The following is a 17,297-nucleotide window of genomic DNA, read 5'->3' on the forward strand; positions in this document are numbered from 1 at the left end:
CCATAGGTGTCTCGACGGGATCTCATAGCGGGCGGTTTTCGCCCTCGACGCTTGACAACGTTGTCACCGTTGGGGTGGATGTCGCGTCCCGCAACGTCGGACAGGGGAGTAAACAACATGGCAGGTATGGGTGCGGCGCAGGCTCCGACGAACGGAGCGGCCCCCAAGTCTGGAGAGGGCAAGTCGGGAGGAGGCGGCCTGATCCTGGCCGTCGTCTACGTCACGGCGCTCTTCTTCATCTGGGCGTTCGTCACCAATCTGATCGACCCGCTCGTGAAGAGCATGAAGGTCATCTACACGCTGACGGACTTCGAGACGCAGCTGAACCAGTTCGCGTTCTTCATCGCCTACGGGATCATGTCGATCCCCTCGGCGGCCTATCTGGCCAAGAACGGCTACGCCAAGTCGATCGTACTGGGCCTGACCGGCATCGTCGCCGGCTGCCTGATCGCCTGGTCGACGACCTTCTCGCACAACTTCATCACCGTGCTGCTGGGCCTGTTCGTGGCCGCTTCGGGCATCACCCTGCTGCAGGTGGCGGCCAACCCGCTGATCGCCTCGATGGGCGAGGCCAAGAACTCGCACTTCCGCCTGAACCTGTCCCAGGCCTTCAACTCGATGGGCGCCTATGTCGGCGGCATCTTCGGCGCGAAGTTCCTGCTGCAAGGCCCGCTGTTCGAAAAGGACGTGGTGGTCACCGAGAGCATGAAGGTCATGGGCCTGGGCTTCGTGACCAACGTCTACCTGCTGATCGCGGTGGTCCTGGCGGTGTTCACCCTGGCGGTGTTCATGGTGCGCAACACCATCACCCACCACGCTCCGAAGATGGCCGAGCACGCCGAGTCGCCGTTCAAGGCCTTGCAGTCCAAGTGGGCCAATCTCGGCTCGCTGGGGATCTTCCTCTATGTGGGCGCCGAGGTCTGCGTGATCTCGGGCATGATCTTCTTCCTCGAGCAGAAGCAGATCATGAACCTGCCCTCGCAGGTTGCCGGCTATGTCGGCCCGATCTTCATGCTGTTCGCGATGTTCGGCCGGTTCGGCGGCTCGGTGCTGCTGCGCTACGTCAAGGCCACGACGATGCTCGCCTTCGTGGGAGCCTGCGCCGCGGGTCTCTGCACCCTGGTCATCGCCACCTACCACATGCCCGCCACGCCGCTGGCCGGCAGCGTCCACCTGCCGGGCGACTATGTCGCGCCGCTGACCATGGGCTTCATCCCGGGCGTCGCGGCGATCCTGATCGGCCTGTTCAACTCGATCATGTTCCCGACTATCTTCACGATCACCCTGGAACGCTCGTCGGCCCCGGCCTCGGCGACCTCGGGCCTGATGTGCATGGCCATCTGCGGCGGCGGGTTCATCTCGATCCTGTACGGCTTCACGGTCGACCAGTTCATCCACAACTTCCCGATCGGGGCCCGCTCGCTGGCCTTCATCGTGCCGCTGGTCTGCTACCTCTACGTCCTGTGGTTCGCGTTCGCGGCCAGGGGCGCGAAGGTCCACCAGATCCAGGAAGACGCGGTGGCCGGCGGCCACTAGGCCTCGCCTCCAAGCCGAGACGGGAAAGCCCGGGCGTTTCGCGCCCGGGCTTTTTCATGTCGCGAGGTCGCCTTGCTGCGAGGGATTCGCGAATACTGTTTGTCGAGAAGTCGACACGCTTTGTAATACTTGTCGGTGCAGATCCCGGATTGGGAACGACCCCTGAATTGAAGTGTTTGTGATCCGCCGACTTCGGCGACCAAGCATTCAGGGAGAGACACCATGGCGACCGCCGCCAAGAGCTCATCGACCAAGGCCACCTCCGCCAAGGCCAAGACCGCCAAGCCCCGCCGCACCCGCCGCACCGGCCGTCGCGACCCGCTGGCGATCACGCTGCTCAAGAAGGATCACCGCGAGGTCGAAGGCTGGTTCGACGAGTACGAACAGCTGGAGGCCGACGCCGAAAAGCTGGCACTGTTCAACAAGATCGCCCTGGCCCTCAAGGTCCATACCCGGATCGAGGAGGAGATCTTCTATCCGGAGGAACGCGGCGAGGTCGAGGACGACATGCTGGACGAGGCTTATGTCGAGCACGACGGCGCCAAGAAGCTGATCGCCGAGATCGAGGCGATGAAGCCGAGCGACGAATATTACGACGCCAAGGTCAAGGTGCTGGGCGAATACATCAAGCACCACGTCAAGGAAGAAGAGCAGCCCGGCGGCATCTTCGCCCAGGCCAAGAAGGGCGACGAGGATCTTGAAGCCATGGGCGAACGCATGAAGGCCCGCAAGGACGAGCTGATGGCCGAAATGGGCGGCAAACAGCCGAACTGATGTTGTGAGGAAGGCCTCCGGGCCTTCCTCTCTCTTCCGGAGGGCCCATGGCCGAGGCGCTTGATCCGATCTTGCCGTCGGACATCGATGAACTGACGCGGGCGGTCCTTGAGGCCGCCTGTTCGCGCGAACTGACCCTGGCGACGGCGGAGAGCTGCACCGGCGGCCTGCTGGCGTCCCTGCTCACGGACATGCCGGGATGCTCGCACGCCTTCGATCGCGGCTTCGTGGTCTACACCGACGCCGCCAAGATCGAGCTCCTGGACGTGCCGTCGTCGTTCCTGGCGCACGGCGGGGCGGTTTCGCAGCCGACGGCCATCGCCATGGCCGACGGCGCGATCAAGCGGTCGAACGCCGACGTGGCGGTGTCGATCACCGGCTGGGCCGAGGATGTCGGCGATCCGGAGAGGCCCGGCGGCCTGGTTCATTTCGCCTGCGCCCGGCGCGGCGGCTATACCCACCATCGTCAGGTCCGGCTGGGCGACATCGGTCGCGGCCCGTTCCGGATCGAATGCCTGCGGGTGGCGCTGAAGATGCTGCAGCAGGCCGTGGCGCTCTGACGCCTTGGCCTTCCAGGAAAAGCGGACATGAAAAAGCGCCTCCGGCTGGGCCGAAGGCGCTATTTCTGTTTCGGTCGGCTTGAGCGCTAGAGCGCTCGGCGACCGGTGAAGGCGTGGTAGATCGCCAGGACGACGACCGCGCCGATCACGGCGACCAGCAGGCTGTAGAGATTCAGGCCGGTGACGCCGGCGGAACCGAATTGATTGAACAGGAACCCGCCCACCACGGCGCCGACGATCCCGAGCACCAGGTCCACCACCAGGCTGCCGCCCGTACGGCTGACAAGTTTGCTGGCGATGAAGCCGGCCACGAGGCCGAGCACGATCCACGCAAGAATAGACATGTACGCCTCCTTGGCATCAAAAGGCGTGCGAACCGCGCGCCGATGCGAATTAAAGGCGTCGCCAAGACTTTCGTTCCGACACGCGTGCGTGTTCAGGCGGGAAAGCGCCGCGAAGACTTTTGGACAGTTCGCGCGTTGCTTCCGATCGCGATCAGCGCGGCTTGCCGATGCGAGCCTGCACGGCCTCGACAAGCTTCTGCGCCGGCGCGCGACCCAGCAGGATGAAGGCGCCGGAGCCGATGATGGCGCCGATGAGGAAGGTCAGGCTCATGGGAATCCCTGGGGTACTGGAAGCTGCGACTGCCCTCTTTTTAGAGCGAGCGCCTCATCGTTGACCATGTGACACGCCGACGCCGGGCGCCGTCTTGCGCGATCGGCTCGATCCAGATGCATTGAGGCGGCGTCGATGAATTCTGGTTGGGCGTTTCCACCCGAAGGCGTCAGAAGCACGGGCAAGAAGGCCCGCGCGGCGTGATCCTCGCTGGCCTTGTCACCGTTATGCTGGAGGGCCCGGACCGGGTCTTCGAGAGGATCAGATGGCTCAGACCCAGACTTCTCCGTCTTCGGCCGCCAAGCCCAAGGGCCGGTTCATCGGAAGCTTCGGCGTCCAGGTGCTGGTCGCCATGATCGTGGGCCTGGGGCTGGGCCTGCTGGCCCGGTCGCTGGGGCCGGCCGAGGGACAGCCCGGCTACGGCCTGGCCGAGACCCTGCATCAGGTCGGGGCGATCTTCGTCCAGCTGCTGCGGGTCCTGGTGCCGCCGCTGGTGTTCACCGCCATCGTCGCCAGCATCGCCAATCTGCGCGAGCTGCAGAACGCCGCCCGGCTGGTCTGGCGCACCCTGCTGTGGTTCGCGATCACCGCCCTGATCGCCGTGGCCATCGGCATCGCCCTGGGTCTGCTGCTTCGCCCGGGCGAGCACGCCGTGGTCGACCTGGCCGCCGCCCACGCCCCGCGCACGACCGGCTCGTGGCTCGACTTCCTGACCGGCCTGGTGCCGTCCAACATCCTGGGCCTGCAGGCCTCGACCAAGATCGTCGAGGGGGCGGCCACGACCACCACCTCGTTCAACGTGCTGCAGATCCTGGTCCTGGCCCTGGTGGCCGGCGTGGCGGCGATCAAGGTCGGGCCGGCCGGCGAGGGCTTCCTGGCCTTCAACGCCTCGGCCCTGGCCGTGGTGCGCAAGGTGCTGTGGTGGGTGATCCGCCTGACGCCGATCGGCACCATCGGCCTGCTGGGCAACGCCGTGGCCCAGTACGGCTGGACCACCCTGGGCCAGCTGGGCGCCTTCGCGGGCGCGATCTATATCGGTCTCGGCCTGGTGCTGTTCGTGGTCTATCCGGCCATCCTGGCGCTGAACGGCCTGAACCCGCTGCGGTTCTTCGCCGGCGCCTGGCCGGCCATCCAGCTGGGCTTCGTCTCGCGCTCGTCGATCGGGACCTTGCCGGTGACCGAGGCCCTGACCGAGACCCGCCTGGGCGTGCCGCGCGCCTACGCCGCCTTCGCCGTGCCGCTGGGCGCGACCACCAAGATGGACGGCTGCGCGGCGATCTATCCGGCCGTGGCGGCGATCTTCATCGCCCAATTCTATCACCTGCCGCTGCAACTGACCGACTACGGCCTGATCGTCTTCGTCTCGGTGCTGGGCTCGGCGGCGACGGCGGGACTGACCGGGGCGGTGGTCATGCTGACCCTGACCCTGTCGACCCTGGGCCTGCCGCTGGAAGGCGTGGGCCTGCTGCTGGCCATCGACCCTATCCTCGACATGGGCCGCACGGCGGTGAACGTCGCCGGCCAGGCCCTGGTGCCGACCATCGTCGCCAAGCGCGAAGGCATATTGGACGAGGCGGTCTTCAACGCCCCGCCGCGCGAAGTGGGGACGGACGAGGCCTTGCCGGCCTAAGGCGCGGGCGCGGGCGCGGCCTTCGGAACGGGCGCCGGCGCATTGGCCGCCACGCGCCACACGGCGTTGCCGACGTCGTCGGCCACCAGCAGGGCGCCGAACTTGTCGACCGCCACCCCGACCGGACGGCCCAGGGCCTGGCCCTTGGGATCGAGGAAGCCGGTCAGGAACGGCTCGGCCGGGCCGGACGGCGCGCCGCCCGAGAACGGCACGAACGCCACGCGATAGCCGTTGACCGGCTTGCGGTTCCACGAGCCGTGCTGGCCGATGAAGGCGCCGCCTCGATAGCGGGCCGGGAAGGCGTCGGCCTTGTAGAAGGTCAGGCCCAGCGAGGCGGTATGGGCGCCCAGGGCGTAGTCCGGCTTGATCGCCTTGGCCACCAGGTCGGGCCGTTGCGGCTTCACCCGGGCGTCCACCGTCTGGCCGTAGTAGCTGTAGGGCCAGCCGTAGAAGCCGCCGTCCCTGACCGAGGTCATGTAGTCGGGGACCAGGTCGTTGCCGATCTCGTCGCGCTCGTTGACGCTGGTCCACAGGGCGCCGCTGGCGGGCTGCCAGTCCATGCCGTTGGGGTTGCGCAGGCCCGAGGCGAAGACGCGGCTGGCGCCGGTGGCCGGATCGATCTGGAGGATCGCGGCGCGGCGCTCCTCGGCGGCCATGCCGTTCTCGCCCACATTGCTGTTGGAGCCGACGGTCACGTACAGCTTCGAGCCGTCCGGGCTGGCGATGACGTTCTTGGTCCAGTGGTGGTTGATCGGCCCGGCGGGCAGGTCGGCCACCTTGCGGGGCGCGGCGGTGATCCGGGTCTGGCCGGCCTGGTAGGGGAAGGCCAGGAGGGCGTCGCTGTCGGCGACATAGAAGGTGTCGCCCACCAGGGCCATGCCGAACGGCGAGTTCAGGCCCGACAGGAAGGTGGTGCGGACCTCCAGCGTCCCGTCATTGTCGGCGTCGCGCACCAGGGTGATGCGGTTGGCCGAGGGCACGGTGGCGCCGGCCCGGCCCATGATCTGCTTCTCGAACCAGCCCTTGATCCCCTTGCTGTCGTCCGGCTTGGGCGGGGCGTTGGTCTCGGCGATCAGCACGTCGCCGTTGGGCAGCACGTACAGCCAGCGCGGATGGTCGAGGTCGCGGACCAGGGCGGTGGCGACGAAGCCGGGCGCGGCGTCCGGGGTCTGGCCGTCGGCCCAGCGAACCGCCGGGGCGATCTTCATCACCGGGATCGTCTGCTTCTTGGCGGCGGGCAGGACGGGGTTGGGGCCGTAGCCTTGCTCGGGCGGCAAGGCCGGTCCGGCGCCGCAGGCCGACAGCAGCAGGGCGGCGGGCCCCAGGGCCAACAGGGCATGGTGAGCTTTGGGCATCGTCGGCCTCCCTACCTCGATCGCCTTCAGGCTAAACGCGAAATGCCGCCCGGGGGTCCAGCTTGACCATCCTAGGCCGGAGCGTGCTCGTCCAGCCAGCGGCGGAAAAAGCCGGGATCGGGCAGGCCGGCCTGGTTCGCGGCGACCTTGCCGTCCTTGAACAGGAACAAGGCCGGGATGCCGCGCACGCCATAGGTCTGGGCCAGGGCGGGTTCGGCGTCGACGTCGACCTTCACGAACCGGGCGCGCGGCTCCAGTTCGGTGGTCGAGCGGGCGAAGATCGGGGCGATGGCCTTGCAGGGGCCGCACCAGGCCGCCCAGAAGTCGGCGACGATCGGGATCTGGCTGTTGGCCACGTGCTTGCGGAACCGAGCGGTGGTCAGGTCGACGGGCTGGCCAGTGAACAACGGCTGCCCGCAGCGGCCGCACTTGGCCGCCTTGGCGTCGCGCTCGGCCGGCAGGCGGTTGGTGGCGTCGCAGTGCGGGCAGACGATGTTGACGGTCTCGGCCATGGTGTCCTGAACGACGCGGCGGGCGCTTCGGTTCTATCGGCCGACTTCCGACGCCGCGAGAAGGAAGGCGCCGACCCCGTACAGCTGGGTGTTGTCCGCCTCGACATGGTCGGGGGCGTAGCCGATCTGCTGCACCCAGCCCAGCTTGCCGTCGGGCTGGACGGCGACGGCCAGGGCGTTCCAGCCCTTGGTCATGGCGGTCTCGTACTTCGGCCCCTTCAGCAGCCCGTGGTTCAGGCCATAGGCCAGGCCGTAGACGAAGAAGCCGGTGCCGCTGGTCTCGGGCGGGGTGTTCTCGGGCGCCAGCAGGGAAGGGGGCCAGTAGCCGTCGGGCTTCTGCAGGGTCACCAGCCGGTCCGACATCCGCCGGAACAGCGCCTCGTAGCGCGGTCGCGAGGGATGGTCGGCGGGCAGGGTCTTCAGGACGTCGACGATCCCGGCATAGGCCCAGCCGTTGCCGCGGCTCCAGAAGATCTTGCGGCCCTTGTCGTCGCGGCGGTCGAAATAGCGGCTGTCGCGGTAGTAGAGGCCTTCCTGCTTGTCGAGCAGCCAGTCGGTGGCGGCCCAGAACTCCTGGTCGCCGTAGGCGGCGTAGCGGGGGTCGCCGGTGGCCTGGGACAGGCCGGTCCAGGCGGCGGGGGCCATGAACAGGGCGTCGCTCCAGCACCAGCGGGCCTGGCAGGGCTGGTCCTCTGTGCCGTCGATGAAGGTCAGGTCGGCCTTGGGCGGGGCGGCCAGGATGGCGTCGAAGCGCGCCTGCAGCGGGGCGATCTGGGCCTTGTCGTGGTCGCGGCCATAGGCCCACAGCCAGGCCTGGCCGATCACGTGGTCGTCGGCGTGCAGCGGCCGCCGGCCAAGGCCCCAGCCTTGCTGGACGCCGTGGTCGCGGACGGCCTGGACCAAGGCGGGATCGCCGGTGCGCTCGGCGAAGGCCGCCAGGCCGACGAACAGCGCGCCCTGCACCCAGCCGCGCGGATCGGGCGTGGCCCGGTGGCCGTGGGTGTAGTCGAAATTGTCCATGTGGCTCAGTTGCCAGGCGGCCACCTCGCGGCCCAGCGTCGCGGCCTGGGTGGCCATCGCCGTCCGCGCCGCCGCGGGCTTGGGCTGGGCGGGGGCGGCCGTGGCGACGCCGGAGGTCAGTGCCAGGGCGGACAACGACAGGGCGGACAGGGCGATGATCAGGCTGGCGCGCATGACGTTGTTCTTCCCCGAAGCGCGTGACCTATGCCGCCACGTCGCCGGCCAGTGCTAAGTCGGTTTGGCCGCTGGTCAAGTCAATAGAGGGGGTTTCCGCCGAGCCGGCCAGATCGGTCTGGCCAAATAACGTTCTTGTACGATTAATGGTCAGGCCAATTGTCTTGCATCGGGCCACGGCTGAGCTATTCTGGCTTCGACGAACCTCGTCGGCCTACGCGATGAACTTGTCCTTCATCGCATCCTCCTCCCGGGGCCGGCCGGCGACGGGCGGCTGGAGCCTTCCCTCCAGCCGCCCATCCTACAGCTCTTGAATCGCTAGATCAGCGAGCGGCGGGCCAACTCGTTGCGGCGGGCGGCGACTTCGCTGCGGGCCTGCTGCATGGCGTCGATCTCGGTGGCGGTCAGCAGGTTGTCGATCACCCGGCCCAGGTGCTCGCGCATGGCGTTGCGGGCTTCCTTGGGGTCGCGGGCCTTCAGGGCGCTGAGGATTTCCTGGTGGTCGTCGATCAGCGGGCGCACGCCCACCTGGCGACCGCGTTCCAGCATCGCCCGGCACAGCGGCGACTTGTAGCGCAGGTCCCACAGGTTCTCGATCACCGAGACCAGGGCGGCGTTGCGGGTGGCGCGAGCGATGGTGACGTGGAACCGACGGTCGGCCAGGTCGCCGCGCACGTCGTGTTCGTTCTCCGCGACCATGTCGTCGAGGATCTTTTCCAGGTCGATCAGTTCCTGGTCGGTGATGGTGGTGGCGGCTAGGGCGCAGGACTCGCCCTCGATCAGGCGGCGGGCCTCGGTCAGCTCGAAGGCGCCGATGTCCAACTCGGGAGCGGGAACCTCGGGGGCGGGGGCCTCGGTGACATAGACGCCCGAACCGTGGCGGGCCTCGACCAGCCCGCGGATCTCCAAGGCGATCATCGCCTCGCGCACCGTGGGGCGGCTGACTTTGTATTCCTCGGCGAGGTCCCGCTCCGAGGGCAGGCGATGCCCGGGCTGGTAGGCGCCTTCGCGGATCGATTCGGCGATCGCGTTGGCGACCTGCTGGTAAAGCTTACGAGTTTCTGCGGTCGACGTGGTCATGCGACTTTCCCGCCCAGCGCGCATCGCCGGGCCGACGGCAGCCTAGAGCATGGTCGCGAAAGACGCCACGTCGCTCTGGCGCAATTGTAATATGTTGTCTATGGATTGGTCAGGCCACTTAAGCGACCCAGGTAGACCAACACTCCATGCTCAAGATTATCGACGCCAAGGTTATCGTCACCTGCCCGGGACGCAACTTCGTCACCTTGAAGATCACCACCTCGGACGGCGTCGCCGGCGTCGGCGACGCGACGCTGAACGGGCGCGAGCTGGCGGTGGTCAGCTATCTTCGCGACCACATGATCCCCTGCCTGATCGGCCGCGACGCCCATCGCATCGAGGACATCTGGCAGTTCTTCTATCGCGGCTCGTACTGGCGCGGCGGCCCGGTGGGCATGACCGCCCTGGCGGCGGTGGACATGGCGCTGTGGGACATCAAGGCCAAGGTGGCCGGCCTGCCGCTGTACCAGCTGCTGGGCGGCGCCTGCCGCGAGGGCGTCACCGTCTATGGCCACGCCAACGGCGAGACCATCGAGGACACCATCGCCGAGGCGGTGAAGTACAAGGGCCTGGGCTACAAGGCCATCCGCCTGCAGACCGGCGTGCCCGGCCTGGCCAGCACCTACGGCGTGTCGGGCGACAAGATGTTCTACGAGCCGGCCGACGGGAACCTGCCCACCGAGAACGTCTGGTCGACGGCCCGGTACCTCAAGCACGCCCCCAAGCTGTTCGAGGCCGCGCGCGAGGCGCTGGGCGACGACGTCCACCTGCTGCACGACGTCCATCACCGCCTGACGCCGATCGAGGCGGGCCGACTGGGCAAGGATCTGGAGCCCTATCGCCTGTTCTGGCTGGAGGACGCGGTGCCCGCCGAGAACCAGGCCGGCTTCCGCCTGATCCGCCAGCACACCACCACCCCGCTGGCCGTGGGCGAGATCTTCAGCCACGTCTGGGACGCCAACATCCTGATCCAGGAACAGCTGATCGACTATCTGCGGGCCACGGTCCTGCACGCCGGCGGCATCACCAACCTGCGCAAGATCGCCGCCTTCTGCGACCTGCACCACGTGCGCACCGGCTGTCACGGCGCCACCGACCTGTCGCCGGTGACCATGGCCGCGGCCCTGCACTTCGACATGTCGATCCCGAACTTCGGGCTGCAGGAATACATGCGCCACACGCCCGAGACCGACGCGGTGTTCCCGCACGCCTACAGCTTCAAGGACGGCATGCTGCATCCGGGCGAGCAGCCGGGCCTGGGCGTCGACATCGACGAGACCCTGGCCGAGCAATATCCGTACAAGCGCGCCTACCTGCCGGTGAACCGGCTGGAGGACGGGACCATGTACAACTGGTGAAGCCTTTCCGCGCCGTCTCGCGGCGGCGCGGAGGCCGGATTTCTAGGTTTCCAATTCCTTGATAATTGGTCTGACCTAAGCTCCTTATGCGAGCCAATTGGCTTGACAATACCGGTGACACCGGTAGCAGATGGCCAGGCCACATAAGAAATCGTCTCCGCCAAGGGCTGACGAGGGCGGGGAAACCATGTCGTTCAAGTCCATCCGCAAGCGCCTGTTGCTGACCGCCGCCCTGGGCGCGGTCGCGTCGCCGGCCCTGGCCGCCACGCCCTCCGCCACGGCCGCCGATCCGGGCGGGCGCGGCCAGGCCTATGCGACGGTCGCGCCGATGAACCGCACGGTCGAGACGCGCCTGCTGCCGCAGATGGCGGTGCTGCTCGACAAGCTGATGGTCGAGAAGCGCGACATGACGCTGGACGGCGTCCGGGTGTTCGACGCCGACGACAAGTTCCTGCCCGGCAAGGTGGCGATCGGCCTGGCCTATCTGCTGATCGACACGCCGCGCGACGATCCGAAGTTCGCGACCTACCTGGCCGGCTATCGCCAGATCGCCGACATGACGGTGGACGACACCAACAACACCTGGGGCATCTATTACTACATCCAGGCCCTTCACATGCTGCAGGAGGCCGGCCTGCTGGAGCAGGCGGTGTCGCCGGAAACCCTGGCCAAGCTGAAAGCCAAGCTGGACTGGCGCAAGTTCGTCCGCACGGACGACCTGACCCTGATCGACCTGCCCAACAACTACTACGGCGTGGCCTTCAGCGTCGCTCGGCTGCGCTACCAGCTGGGCTGGGAGGACGCGTCGGCCAGCGAGGCCCTGCTGGAACGCACGCTGGACCACTATCGCAAATATTCGGGCGAATACGGCTTCGCCGACGAGACCGACGGGGAAGGGCGGTTCGACCGCTACAGCGTGCTGCTGATCGGCGAGATCAGCCATCGCCTGATCGAGGCCGGCATGCCGGCGACGCCAGAGGTCAAGGGCTGGCTGCGCAAGTCGGTCGACCTGATGCTGCCGCGCCTGAACATGCAGGGCGAGGGCTTCGAATACGGCCGAAGCATCGGCACGTACGGCGAGACGGCGTTCCTGGAGGTGCTGACCGCGGCGGCCAAGCTGGACGTGCTGACGCCCCGGGAAAAGACGATGGCCTACGCCTTCTCGTCACGCGTCACCGCGCGCTACATGGACTTCTGGTTCGACCCCAAGATGGGTTCGGTGAACCTGTGGGAGCACGGCCGGCGCACCGACGAGTATCGCGGCAAGCATCGGATCCTGGGCGAGAACCTCAGCCTGGCGCGCCAGCACATCTACACCAGCGCGATCTGGAACGAGCTGGGCTTCAAGGACAAGACGCCGGACGCCGGCTATGCCGCCTGGCTCGACACCCTGCCCAAGCGCCGGGTCACCTGGTTCGCGCGCGGCGAACACGACCGGCTGGTGGTGACGCTGCGCGATAGAGGCCGCGTCATCGGCCTGCCGATCATCAACGGCGGCAAGAGCCAGCACGAGAACACGCCCTACTACCCGATCCCGTTCTCGCCCGGCATGCTGGCCGGCGTGGCCGACGGCGAGTTCCCGCAGCTGCTGCCGCGCCTGACCCTGGCCGACGGCTCGCGCCTGACCCCGCTGGCCTACGCCCGGAACGTCAAGGTGACCGAGCAGGGCGCGCGCACCGTCGTCACCTATGAACAGACCCAGCTGGACAAGCTCGGAACCAGCGCGCCGATCGCCGACGACCGGTTCAGCGTCAAGACCACCTACGTCCTGGAGCCCGGCAAAATCAGCCGCACGGACGTGTTCACGCCCAAGGGCGGCCAGCGGATCAAGGCCGTGGACCTGTCCTTCGCCGCGTTTTCGGCCGCGCCCAGCACCAAGGGCGGCGCCACGACCTACGGCCAGGGCGACGTCCGGAGCTTCAAGGTGACGGGGCTGAGCTGCCGCTCGCGTTCGCTGGCGGACGAAAAGGCCTACCGCACGCCGACCGGCGCGTTCCAGAGCCTGACCGAATGCGCGGGCGGAGCGCGGGCGCTGTCGGGACCGCTGACGGTGAGCTGGAGCTTGAGCTACCGCTAGAGCGAAAACCCCGTGCGTCCTTCGAGGCCTGCTTCGCAGGCGCCTCAGGATGAGGAGCATTGTTGCACTGAATCCCTCATCCTGAGGTGCGAGGCGAAGCCGAGCCTCAAAGGACGCAGAGCCTTACTTCACCCGAACCAAAATCAGCGTCTGGTCCGGCGGGCCGTCCTTGCCGTCGATGTCCTGCTCGACCAGCAGGGTGTCGGGATCGGTGCGGGTGACCTTCATCGACTGATGGCGCGAGCCCTGAGCGCCGTGGGTGGTCACGGTCACGGCGGCCTGGCCGACGCGCTGCACGCTGATGGTCACCAGGTTCAGATTGACCACGGCCTGGGTGGTCGGACCGTCGAGCACGGCATGGGCGAACTGCAGGGCGGCGACGCCGGCCTCGTCCACCTCCACCAGGGTCCAGGCCAGGTTCTTGCCGTCGTCGACGGTGACGTCCAGTTCGCCGCTGAGCGGCGCGGGGCCGGTCAGGGCGGTGTTGAACTTCGAGCGCGGCAGGTCGATCGCCCAGCGCCCGGTCACGCCCATCGGGCCGCTGAAGGGCTGAGCGCTGGCGGCGGCAGGCAGGGCGGTCGTCAACAGGGCGGCGCCGACCAAAGCGGAAAGGGCGCGAATGCGCTTGTTCATGAGGTCGGCTCCGGAATCAGGCCCGACGAGTCCGGGCGAGCGTTGTTACGCAGGGTAATCTGGCCCCGCACGCTCGCCCGATCAAGGAGCCCGCCCAAGTCGGTCCAGAACCAAGTCCTTAGAACGGCGAGAATTTCTCGACCAGCGCCTGGCCGCCCGGGGTCTTCTGGACGCGGCTGATGTCGCCGCGGCCGCCGTAGCTGATGCGGGCTTCGGCGATCTGGGTGTGTTTGATGGTGTTGGCCGAGGAGATGTCCTCGGGGCGCACGATGCCGGCCACGGTCAGCTGACGCAGCTCGGCGTTGGTGCGCACCTCCTGGGTGCCCTGGATCACCAGGTTGCCGTTGGGCAGCACGCCCGAGACGACGGCGGCGATGGTCAGGCTGATCTTTTCCGAACGGTTCACCGCGCCGGCGCCGGCGTTGGAGTTGGTCGACTTGGTGTTGACCATGTTGGCCGGGTCGAAGGCGCCCGGCAGGACCTTGCCCAGGCTCGACTCCAGGCCCAGGAAGTTCGGCACGCCCAGCGAGCTGCCGGAGGTGCGCGAGGACGAGGTCTGGTTCTTGGTGTTGGCGCTGTCGTCGATGTCGATGTTGACGGTCACGATGTCGCCGACCTTGCTGGCGCGCTGGTCGTTGAAGAAGGTGCGCGCGCCCGTGCGCCACAGCGAGTTGGCCGAGGCGGCCTGGGGCTGGGCGGCGTATTGCTGGGTCATCGGGGCCAGCTGGGCCGGATAGCCGACGGGAGCCAGTTCCGGACCCTTCACCGCTTCGGTGACGGTCGAGCAGGCGGCGAGCGGGGCGAGCAGCAGGAGAGCGGCGAGGGCGGGGCGCATCGTGTGTGACCTTCTCAGCGAGCGGCGTAGCGCAGCGTGTTGTTACGGTTGGCCTTCAGGCGCATCGCCTGGGGGCCGACGGCGGTCGAGCCGGGTCCGGTGACCACGGTCTCGATGATCTTCTTGCTGGCGGTGTTCTGGACCATCAGGCTTTCGCCGATGGCCGCGGCCGCCATGGCTTTCCCTTGCAAGGTGAGCGCCACGCCGGCGTCCTCGTAGGTGACTGCGACGATATCGCCCGCCTTGATGACCTGCGGGGTCGAGACGTCGCGCAGGCTGGCGGCCGAACCCTGGCGCAGCGGGCGTTTGACGGTCATGCCGATCACCGCGTCGGCGTCGCGGGGGGCGTCCGAAGGGCTGGCGGCCATCTTCACCCAGACCAGGTCTTCCGGCTGGACCATCTCGCCGGTCGCCAGGCTGCGGGCGTAGGCAAGAACTTCCACGTTGCCGCGTGGGGCGCCGGCCAAACCGGCGTCCGAACCCTGGCGGACGATGATCCGGCGCACGCCGTTGCTGTTGGCCCAGTCCAGGCCGGCCCGGCGGGCGGCGATCTGCACCGCGCCGGCGTCCAGCACGGCCGACGGGCCCATGCGGTTGGCGACCACCACGTCCGAGGCCGCGCCGGCCCCGTCGAACAGCTCGCCCAGGGTGATGCGGCCGTCGGCGTCGGTGGTGTCGGGCCGCAGCGAGACGGTCGTGCCGGCCAGGGCCGGGGTGGCGACCAGCAGGGCGGCGACAGAGAAGGCGAGGGCTTTCATGAGCTTACGACCTCAGGTTCGAGGTTGCCTGGAGCATCTGGTCGGCCGTGGTGATGACCTTGGAGTTCATCTCGTAAGCGCGCTGGGCGACGATCAGGGCGGTGATTTCGCTGACCGAGTCCACGTTCGAGGCTTCGGTGTAGTTCTGCAGCAGGGTGCCGAAACCGGGCTGGCCGGGGGCGGCGATGTTGGCGGCGCCCGAGGCGGCGGTTTCCATGAACAGGTTGTCGCCGATGGCTTCTAGGCCGCCTTCGTTCATGAAGTTGGCCAGTTCCAGCTGACCCACGGTCTGGGGCGCGGGGTCGCCTTCCATCTTCACCTGCACGAGGCCGGTCTTGCTGATGGTGGTGGCGGTGGCGTTCTGCGGGATCGTGATGCCCGGCTGGACGGTGTAGCCGTCCTCGGTGACGATCTGGCCCTGGTCGTTGGTCGAGAAGTTGCCGGCCCGGGTGTAGGCGGTCTCGCCCGAGGGCAGCAGGATCTGCAGGAAGCCCTTGCCCTGGATGGCCACGTCGAACTCGTTGTTCGTCATGGACGGCGTGCCCTGCTCGTGGATGCGGTAGACCGAGCCGGCCTTCACGCCGCCGCCGATCTGCACGCCCGTGGGGACCACGTTGCCGTCGCCCGACGACTGCGAGCCGGCCCGCTCGATGGTTTGATAGATCAGGTCCTGGAACTCGGCCCGTTGGCGCTTGAAGCCCACGGTGTTCATGTTGGCGATGTTGTTCGAGATGACTTCGACGTTCAGCTGTTGGGCCGACATGCCGGTCGCGGCGGTGCGAAGAGCTTGCATCGTTGGTTGTCCTTACTGCGGCTTGCCCAGGCGCTCGACGGCGCTCCGGGACAGTTCCGAGGTTTGATCCATCATCTTGGCCACGCTCTCGTAGGCGCGGCTGACTTCGATCAGCTTGGTGATCTGGGTGATCGACTGGACGTTTGAGGCTTCCAGCATGCCCTGATGGACCTTGGCGTCCGGGGCGGCCTGGGGCGTGTCGTTGGTGGTGTTGCGATAGAGGTTGTCGCCGTCCTTGCGGAACGTCGCCAGGTCGGTGGGGCGTACAATGGCGATCTTGCCGAGCTGCTCGGCGCCCTGGCTGACCGTGCCGTTCTTGCCGACGGTGACCGGGCCCTTCAGCGGATCGATCAGGATCTCGCCGCCGCCTTCGTCCAGCACGGCCGCGCCGTTCTGGGTGACCAGCTTGCCGTCGGGAGCCATGGTGAAGCGGCCGTCGCGGGTGTAGCGCTCGCCGCCGGCGGTGGAGACCTTGAAGAAGCCCTGGCCCTCGATGGCCAGGTCGAAGTCGCCGCCCGTCTGGGTCAGGGCGCCCTGGCCGAAATCACGCGCCACGCCGTCGTCCAGCACGAACTTCACGGGGTACGAGCCGCCGTTGGTGCGGGCCGGCTTGGCCGGCTCCGTGCGGACCATCAGCTCCTCGACCTTGAAGCCGGTCGTGTTCGCGTTGGCGATGTTGTTCGCGACGATGTCGAGTTCGCGGCGCAGGGTCATCTGCCGCGAAAGTCCCACATACAGTGCGTTGTCCATGACCGGTTACCGAGACGGCTGGCGCGACAAATGCGCCGCAAGTCTGCAAGCAACCCTCGTGCCAATTCGAAAAGCTCAGTAATTTCAACGATAATGAAGGTTAACGCGACCTCTGGGACGGAGTCTGCCGGGCAGATTCAGCCTGCGGCGAAATGGCCTTCAAAAGACATCGTTAACCATGCTCCACGCATGAGTAGATCCATAGATTCCAAGGAACCGCGCGCGTGGCCAACAAACCCCCCAAGGATGCTCCCGCCCCAGAAGGCGAAGAGGGTGCTGTCGAGGGCGAAGCTCCGGCGAAGAAGAAGCCGCCGATGATGATCCTCATCGCGGCCGCGGCGGCCGTGGTGCTGGTCGGCGGCGGCGTGACCACGTTCCTGCTTCTGAAGCCCAAGCCCGAAGCGCACGGCGAGGCGGGCCACGAAAAGCCGAAGAAGAAGGAAAAGAAGAAGGAAGAGAAGGGCGGCCATGGCGGCGGCGGCGAGGCCGCGCCGGTGGCCGGCGCGCCGGTGATCAAGGAAGGCCCCGACGGCGTGGTGTTCTACACCCTGCCGGACATCGTCGTGAACATGCAGGCCGCCGACGGCCGCTCGACCTTCCTGAAGCTGAAGCTGACCTTCGAACTGCCCGACGAGGAGACGGCCGAGCACCTGACGCCGAACCTCCCGCGTCTGCAGGACATGTTCCAGACCTTCCTGCGCGAACTGCGCCCGGAAGACCTCAACGGCAGCCAGGGCAGCTATCAGCTGCGCGCCGAGCTGCTGCGTCGCGTTAATCTGGTCGCCGCGCCCTCCAAGGTGAACGCGGTGCTGATCGAGGAGATGCTGATCAACTAGC

General features: G+C 67.4%; 17 protein-coding genes and 1 pseudogene. 7 read left to right on the forward strand and 11 right to left on the reverse strand.

Translation table 11 applies throughout. From position 1 onward, the window contains the following. The first annotated feature begins 117 nt into the window (after window positions 1–117). The 3 genes from AC1DYP_RS03005 (at window position 118) to AC1DYP_RS03015 (ending at window position 2,870) form a co-directional block, all read left to right on the forward strand. Window positions 118–1,536: an MFS transporter gene (locus tag AC1DYP_RS03005; protein WP_477045076.1), complete on the forward strand. Its 1,419-nt coding sequence runs from the start codon at window positions 118–120 to the stop codon at window positions 1,534–1,536. A gap of 222 nt (window positions 1,537–1,758) precedes the next feature. Beyond that, the gene (locus AC1DYP_RS03010; RefSeq protein ID WP_477045077.1) at window positions 1,759–2,310 is read left to right on the forward strand and encodes a hemerythrin domain-containing protein; all 552 of its coding nucleotides are present in this window, start codon (window positions 1,759–1,761) and stop codon (window positions 2,308–2,310) included. 47 nt (window positions 2,311–2,357) lie between these two features. Next, window positions 2,358–2,870: a CinA family protein gene (locus AC1DYP_RS03015; RefSeq protein WP_477045078.1), complete on the forward strand. Its 513-nt coding sequence runs from the start codon at window positions 2,358–2,360 to the stop codon at window positions 2,868–2,870. Window positions 2,871–2,956: 86 nt separating this feature from the next. On the opposite strand, the gene AC1DYP_RS03020 is transcribed toward AC1DYP_RS03015, so the two are convergent. After that, window positions 2,957–3,214, reverse strand: a complete 258-nt coding sequence (locus AC1DYP_RS03020; RefSeq protein WP_028040338.1) for a GlsB/YeaQ/YmgE family stress response membrane protein — start codon at window positions 3,212–3,214, stop codon at window positions 2,957–2,959. A 536-nt stretch (window positions 3,215–3,750) separates the two neighbouring features. Here AC1DYP_RS03020 and AC1DYP_RS03025 point away from each other — a divergent pair. Further along, window positions 3,751–5,115, forward strand: a complete 1,365-nt coding sequence (locus tag AC1DYP_RS03025) for a dicarboxylate/amino acid:cation symporter (protein ID WP_477045079.1) — start codon at window positions 3,751–3,753, stop codon at window positions 5,113–5,115. Here the strand turns inward: AC1DYP_RS03025 and AC1DYP_RS03030 are convergent. The 4 genes from AC1DYP_RS03030 to AC1DYP_RS03045 form a co-directional block, all read right to left on the reverse strand. Further along, window positions 5,112–6,470, reverse strand: coding sequence for a PQQ-dependent sugar dehydrogenase (locus tag AC1DYP_RS03030; RefSeq protein WP_477045080.1), 1,359 nt, complete (start codon window positions 6,468–6,470; stop codon window positions 5,112–5,114). The genes AC1DYP_RS03025 and AC1DYP_RS03030 overlap by 4 nt on opposite strands. Window positions 6,471–6,541: 71 nt before the next feature. Further along, a complete protein-coding gene (gene trxC, locus AC1DYP_RS03035; protein ID WP_477045081.1) occupies window positions 6,542–6,982 on the reverse strand; it encodes a thioredoxin TrxC in 441 nt (146 codons plus the stop codon). Window positions 6,983–7,015: 33 nt separating this feature from the next. Further along, window positions 7,016–8,176: a glycoside hydrolase family 88/105 protein gene (locus AC1DYP_RS03040; protein ID WP_477045082.1), complete on the reverse strand. Its 1,161-nt coding sequence runs from the start codon at window positions 8,174–8,176 to the stop codon at window positions 7,016–7,018. Between the two features lie 318 nt (window positions 8,177–8,494). Next, window positions 8,495–9,256, reverse strand: coding sequence for a FadR/GntR family transcriptional regulator (locus AC1DYP_RS03045; RefSeq protein ID WP_477045083.1), 762 nt, complete (start codon window positions 9,254–9,256; stop codon window positions 8,495–8,497). A 146-nt stretch (window positions 9,257–9,402) separates the two neighbouring features. On the opposite strand from AC1DYP_RS03045, the gene manD reads away from it, so the two are divergent. Then, window positions 9,403–10,614 carry a D-mannonate dehydratase ManD gene (gene manD / locus AC1DYP_RS03050; RefSeq protein ID WP_477045084.1) on the forward strand — a complete coding sequence of 404 codons (1,212 nt, stop codon included), beginning with the start codon at window positions 9,403–9,405 and terminating at the stop codon, window positions 10,612–10,614. Window positions 10,615–10,801: 187 nt separating this feature from the next. Next, window positions 10,802–12,691: a hypothetical protein gene (locus AC1DYP_RS03055; protein WP_477045085.1), complete on the forward strand. Its 1,890-nt coding sequence runs from the start codon at window positions 10,802–10,804 to the stop codon at window positions 12,689–12,691. Between the two features lie 13 nt (window positions 12,692–12,704). On the opposite strand, the pseudogene AC1DYP_RS03060 reads toward AC1DYP_RS03055, so the two are convergent. The 6 genes and pseudogenes from AC1DYP_RS03060 to flgF all read right to left on the reverse strand — a co-directional run. After that, window positions 12,705–12,808, reverse strand: a pseudogene (locus tag AC1DYP_RS03060) (hypothetical protein); the annotation flags it as partial. Window positions 12,809–12,814: 6 nt separating this feature from the next. After that, window positions 12,815–13,324 (reverse strand): hypothetical protein, encoded by a 510-nt coding sequence (locus tag AC1DYP_RS03065; RefSeq protein WP_477045086.1) that lies wholly within the window; start codon window positions 13,322–13,324, stop codon window positions 12,815–12,817. A gap of 118 nt (window positions 13,325–13,442) precedes the next feature. Further along, entirely contained in the window at window positions 13,443–14,159 is a 717-nt protein-coding gene (gene flgH, locus AC1DYP_RS03070) for a flagellar basal body L-ring protein FlgH (protein WP_477045087.1), read from the reverse strand. A gap of 14 nt (window positions 14,160–14,173) precedes the next feature. Then, window positions 14,174–14,917, reverse strand: coding sequence for a flagellar basal body P-ring formation chaperone FlgA (gene flgA / locus AC1DYP_RS03075; RefSeq protein WP_477045088.1), 744 nt, complete (start codon window positions 14,915–14,917; stop codon window positions 14,174–14,176). Window positions 14,918–14,921: 4 nt separating this feature from the next. Then, complete coding sequence (gene flgG / locus AC1DYP_RS03080) at window positions 14,922–15,710, reverse strand: flagellar basal-body rod protein FlgG (RefSeq protein ID WP_477033671.1); 789 nt, start codon at window positions 15,708–15,710, stop codon at window positions 14,922–14,924. Between the two features lie 12 nt (window positions 15,711–15,722). Next, the gene (gene flgF, locus AC1DYP_RS03085; protein WP_477033670.1) at window positions 15,723–16,460 is read right to left on the reverse strand and encodes a flagellar basal-body rod protein FlgF; all 738 of its coding nucleotides are present in this window, start codon (window positions 16,458–16,460) and stop codon (window positions 15,723–15,725) included. Window positions 16,461–16,684: 224 nt separating this feature from the next. On the opposite strand from flgF, the gene fliL reads away from it, so the two are divergent. Beyond that, complete coding sequence (gene fliL / locus AC1DYP_RS03090) at window positions 16,685–17,296, forward strand: flagellar basal body-associated protein FliL (RefSeq protein WP_477045089.1); 612 nt, start codon at window positions 16,685–16,687, stop codon at window positions 17,294–17,296. Window position 17,297: the final 1 nt, after the last annotated feature.

Source organism: Caulobacter sp. P1_D6, assembly GCF_056406095.1.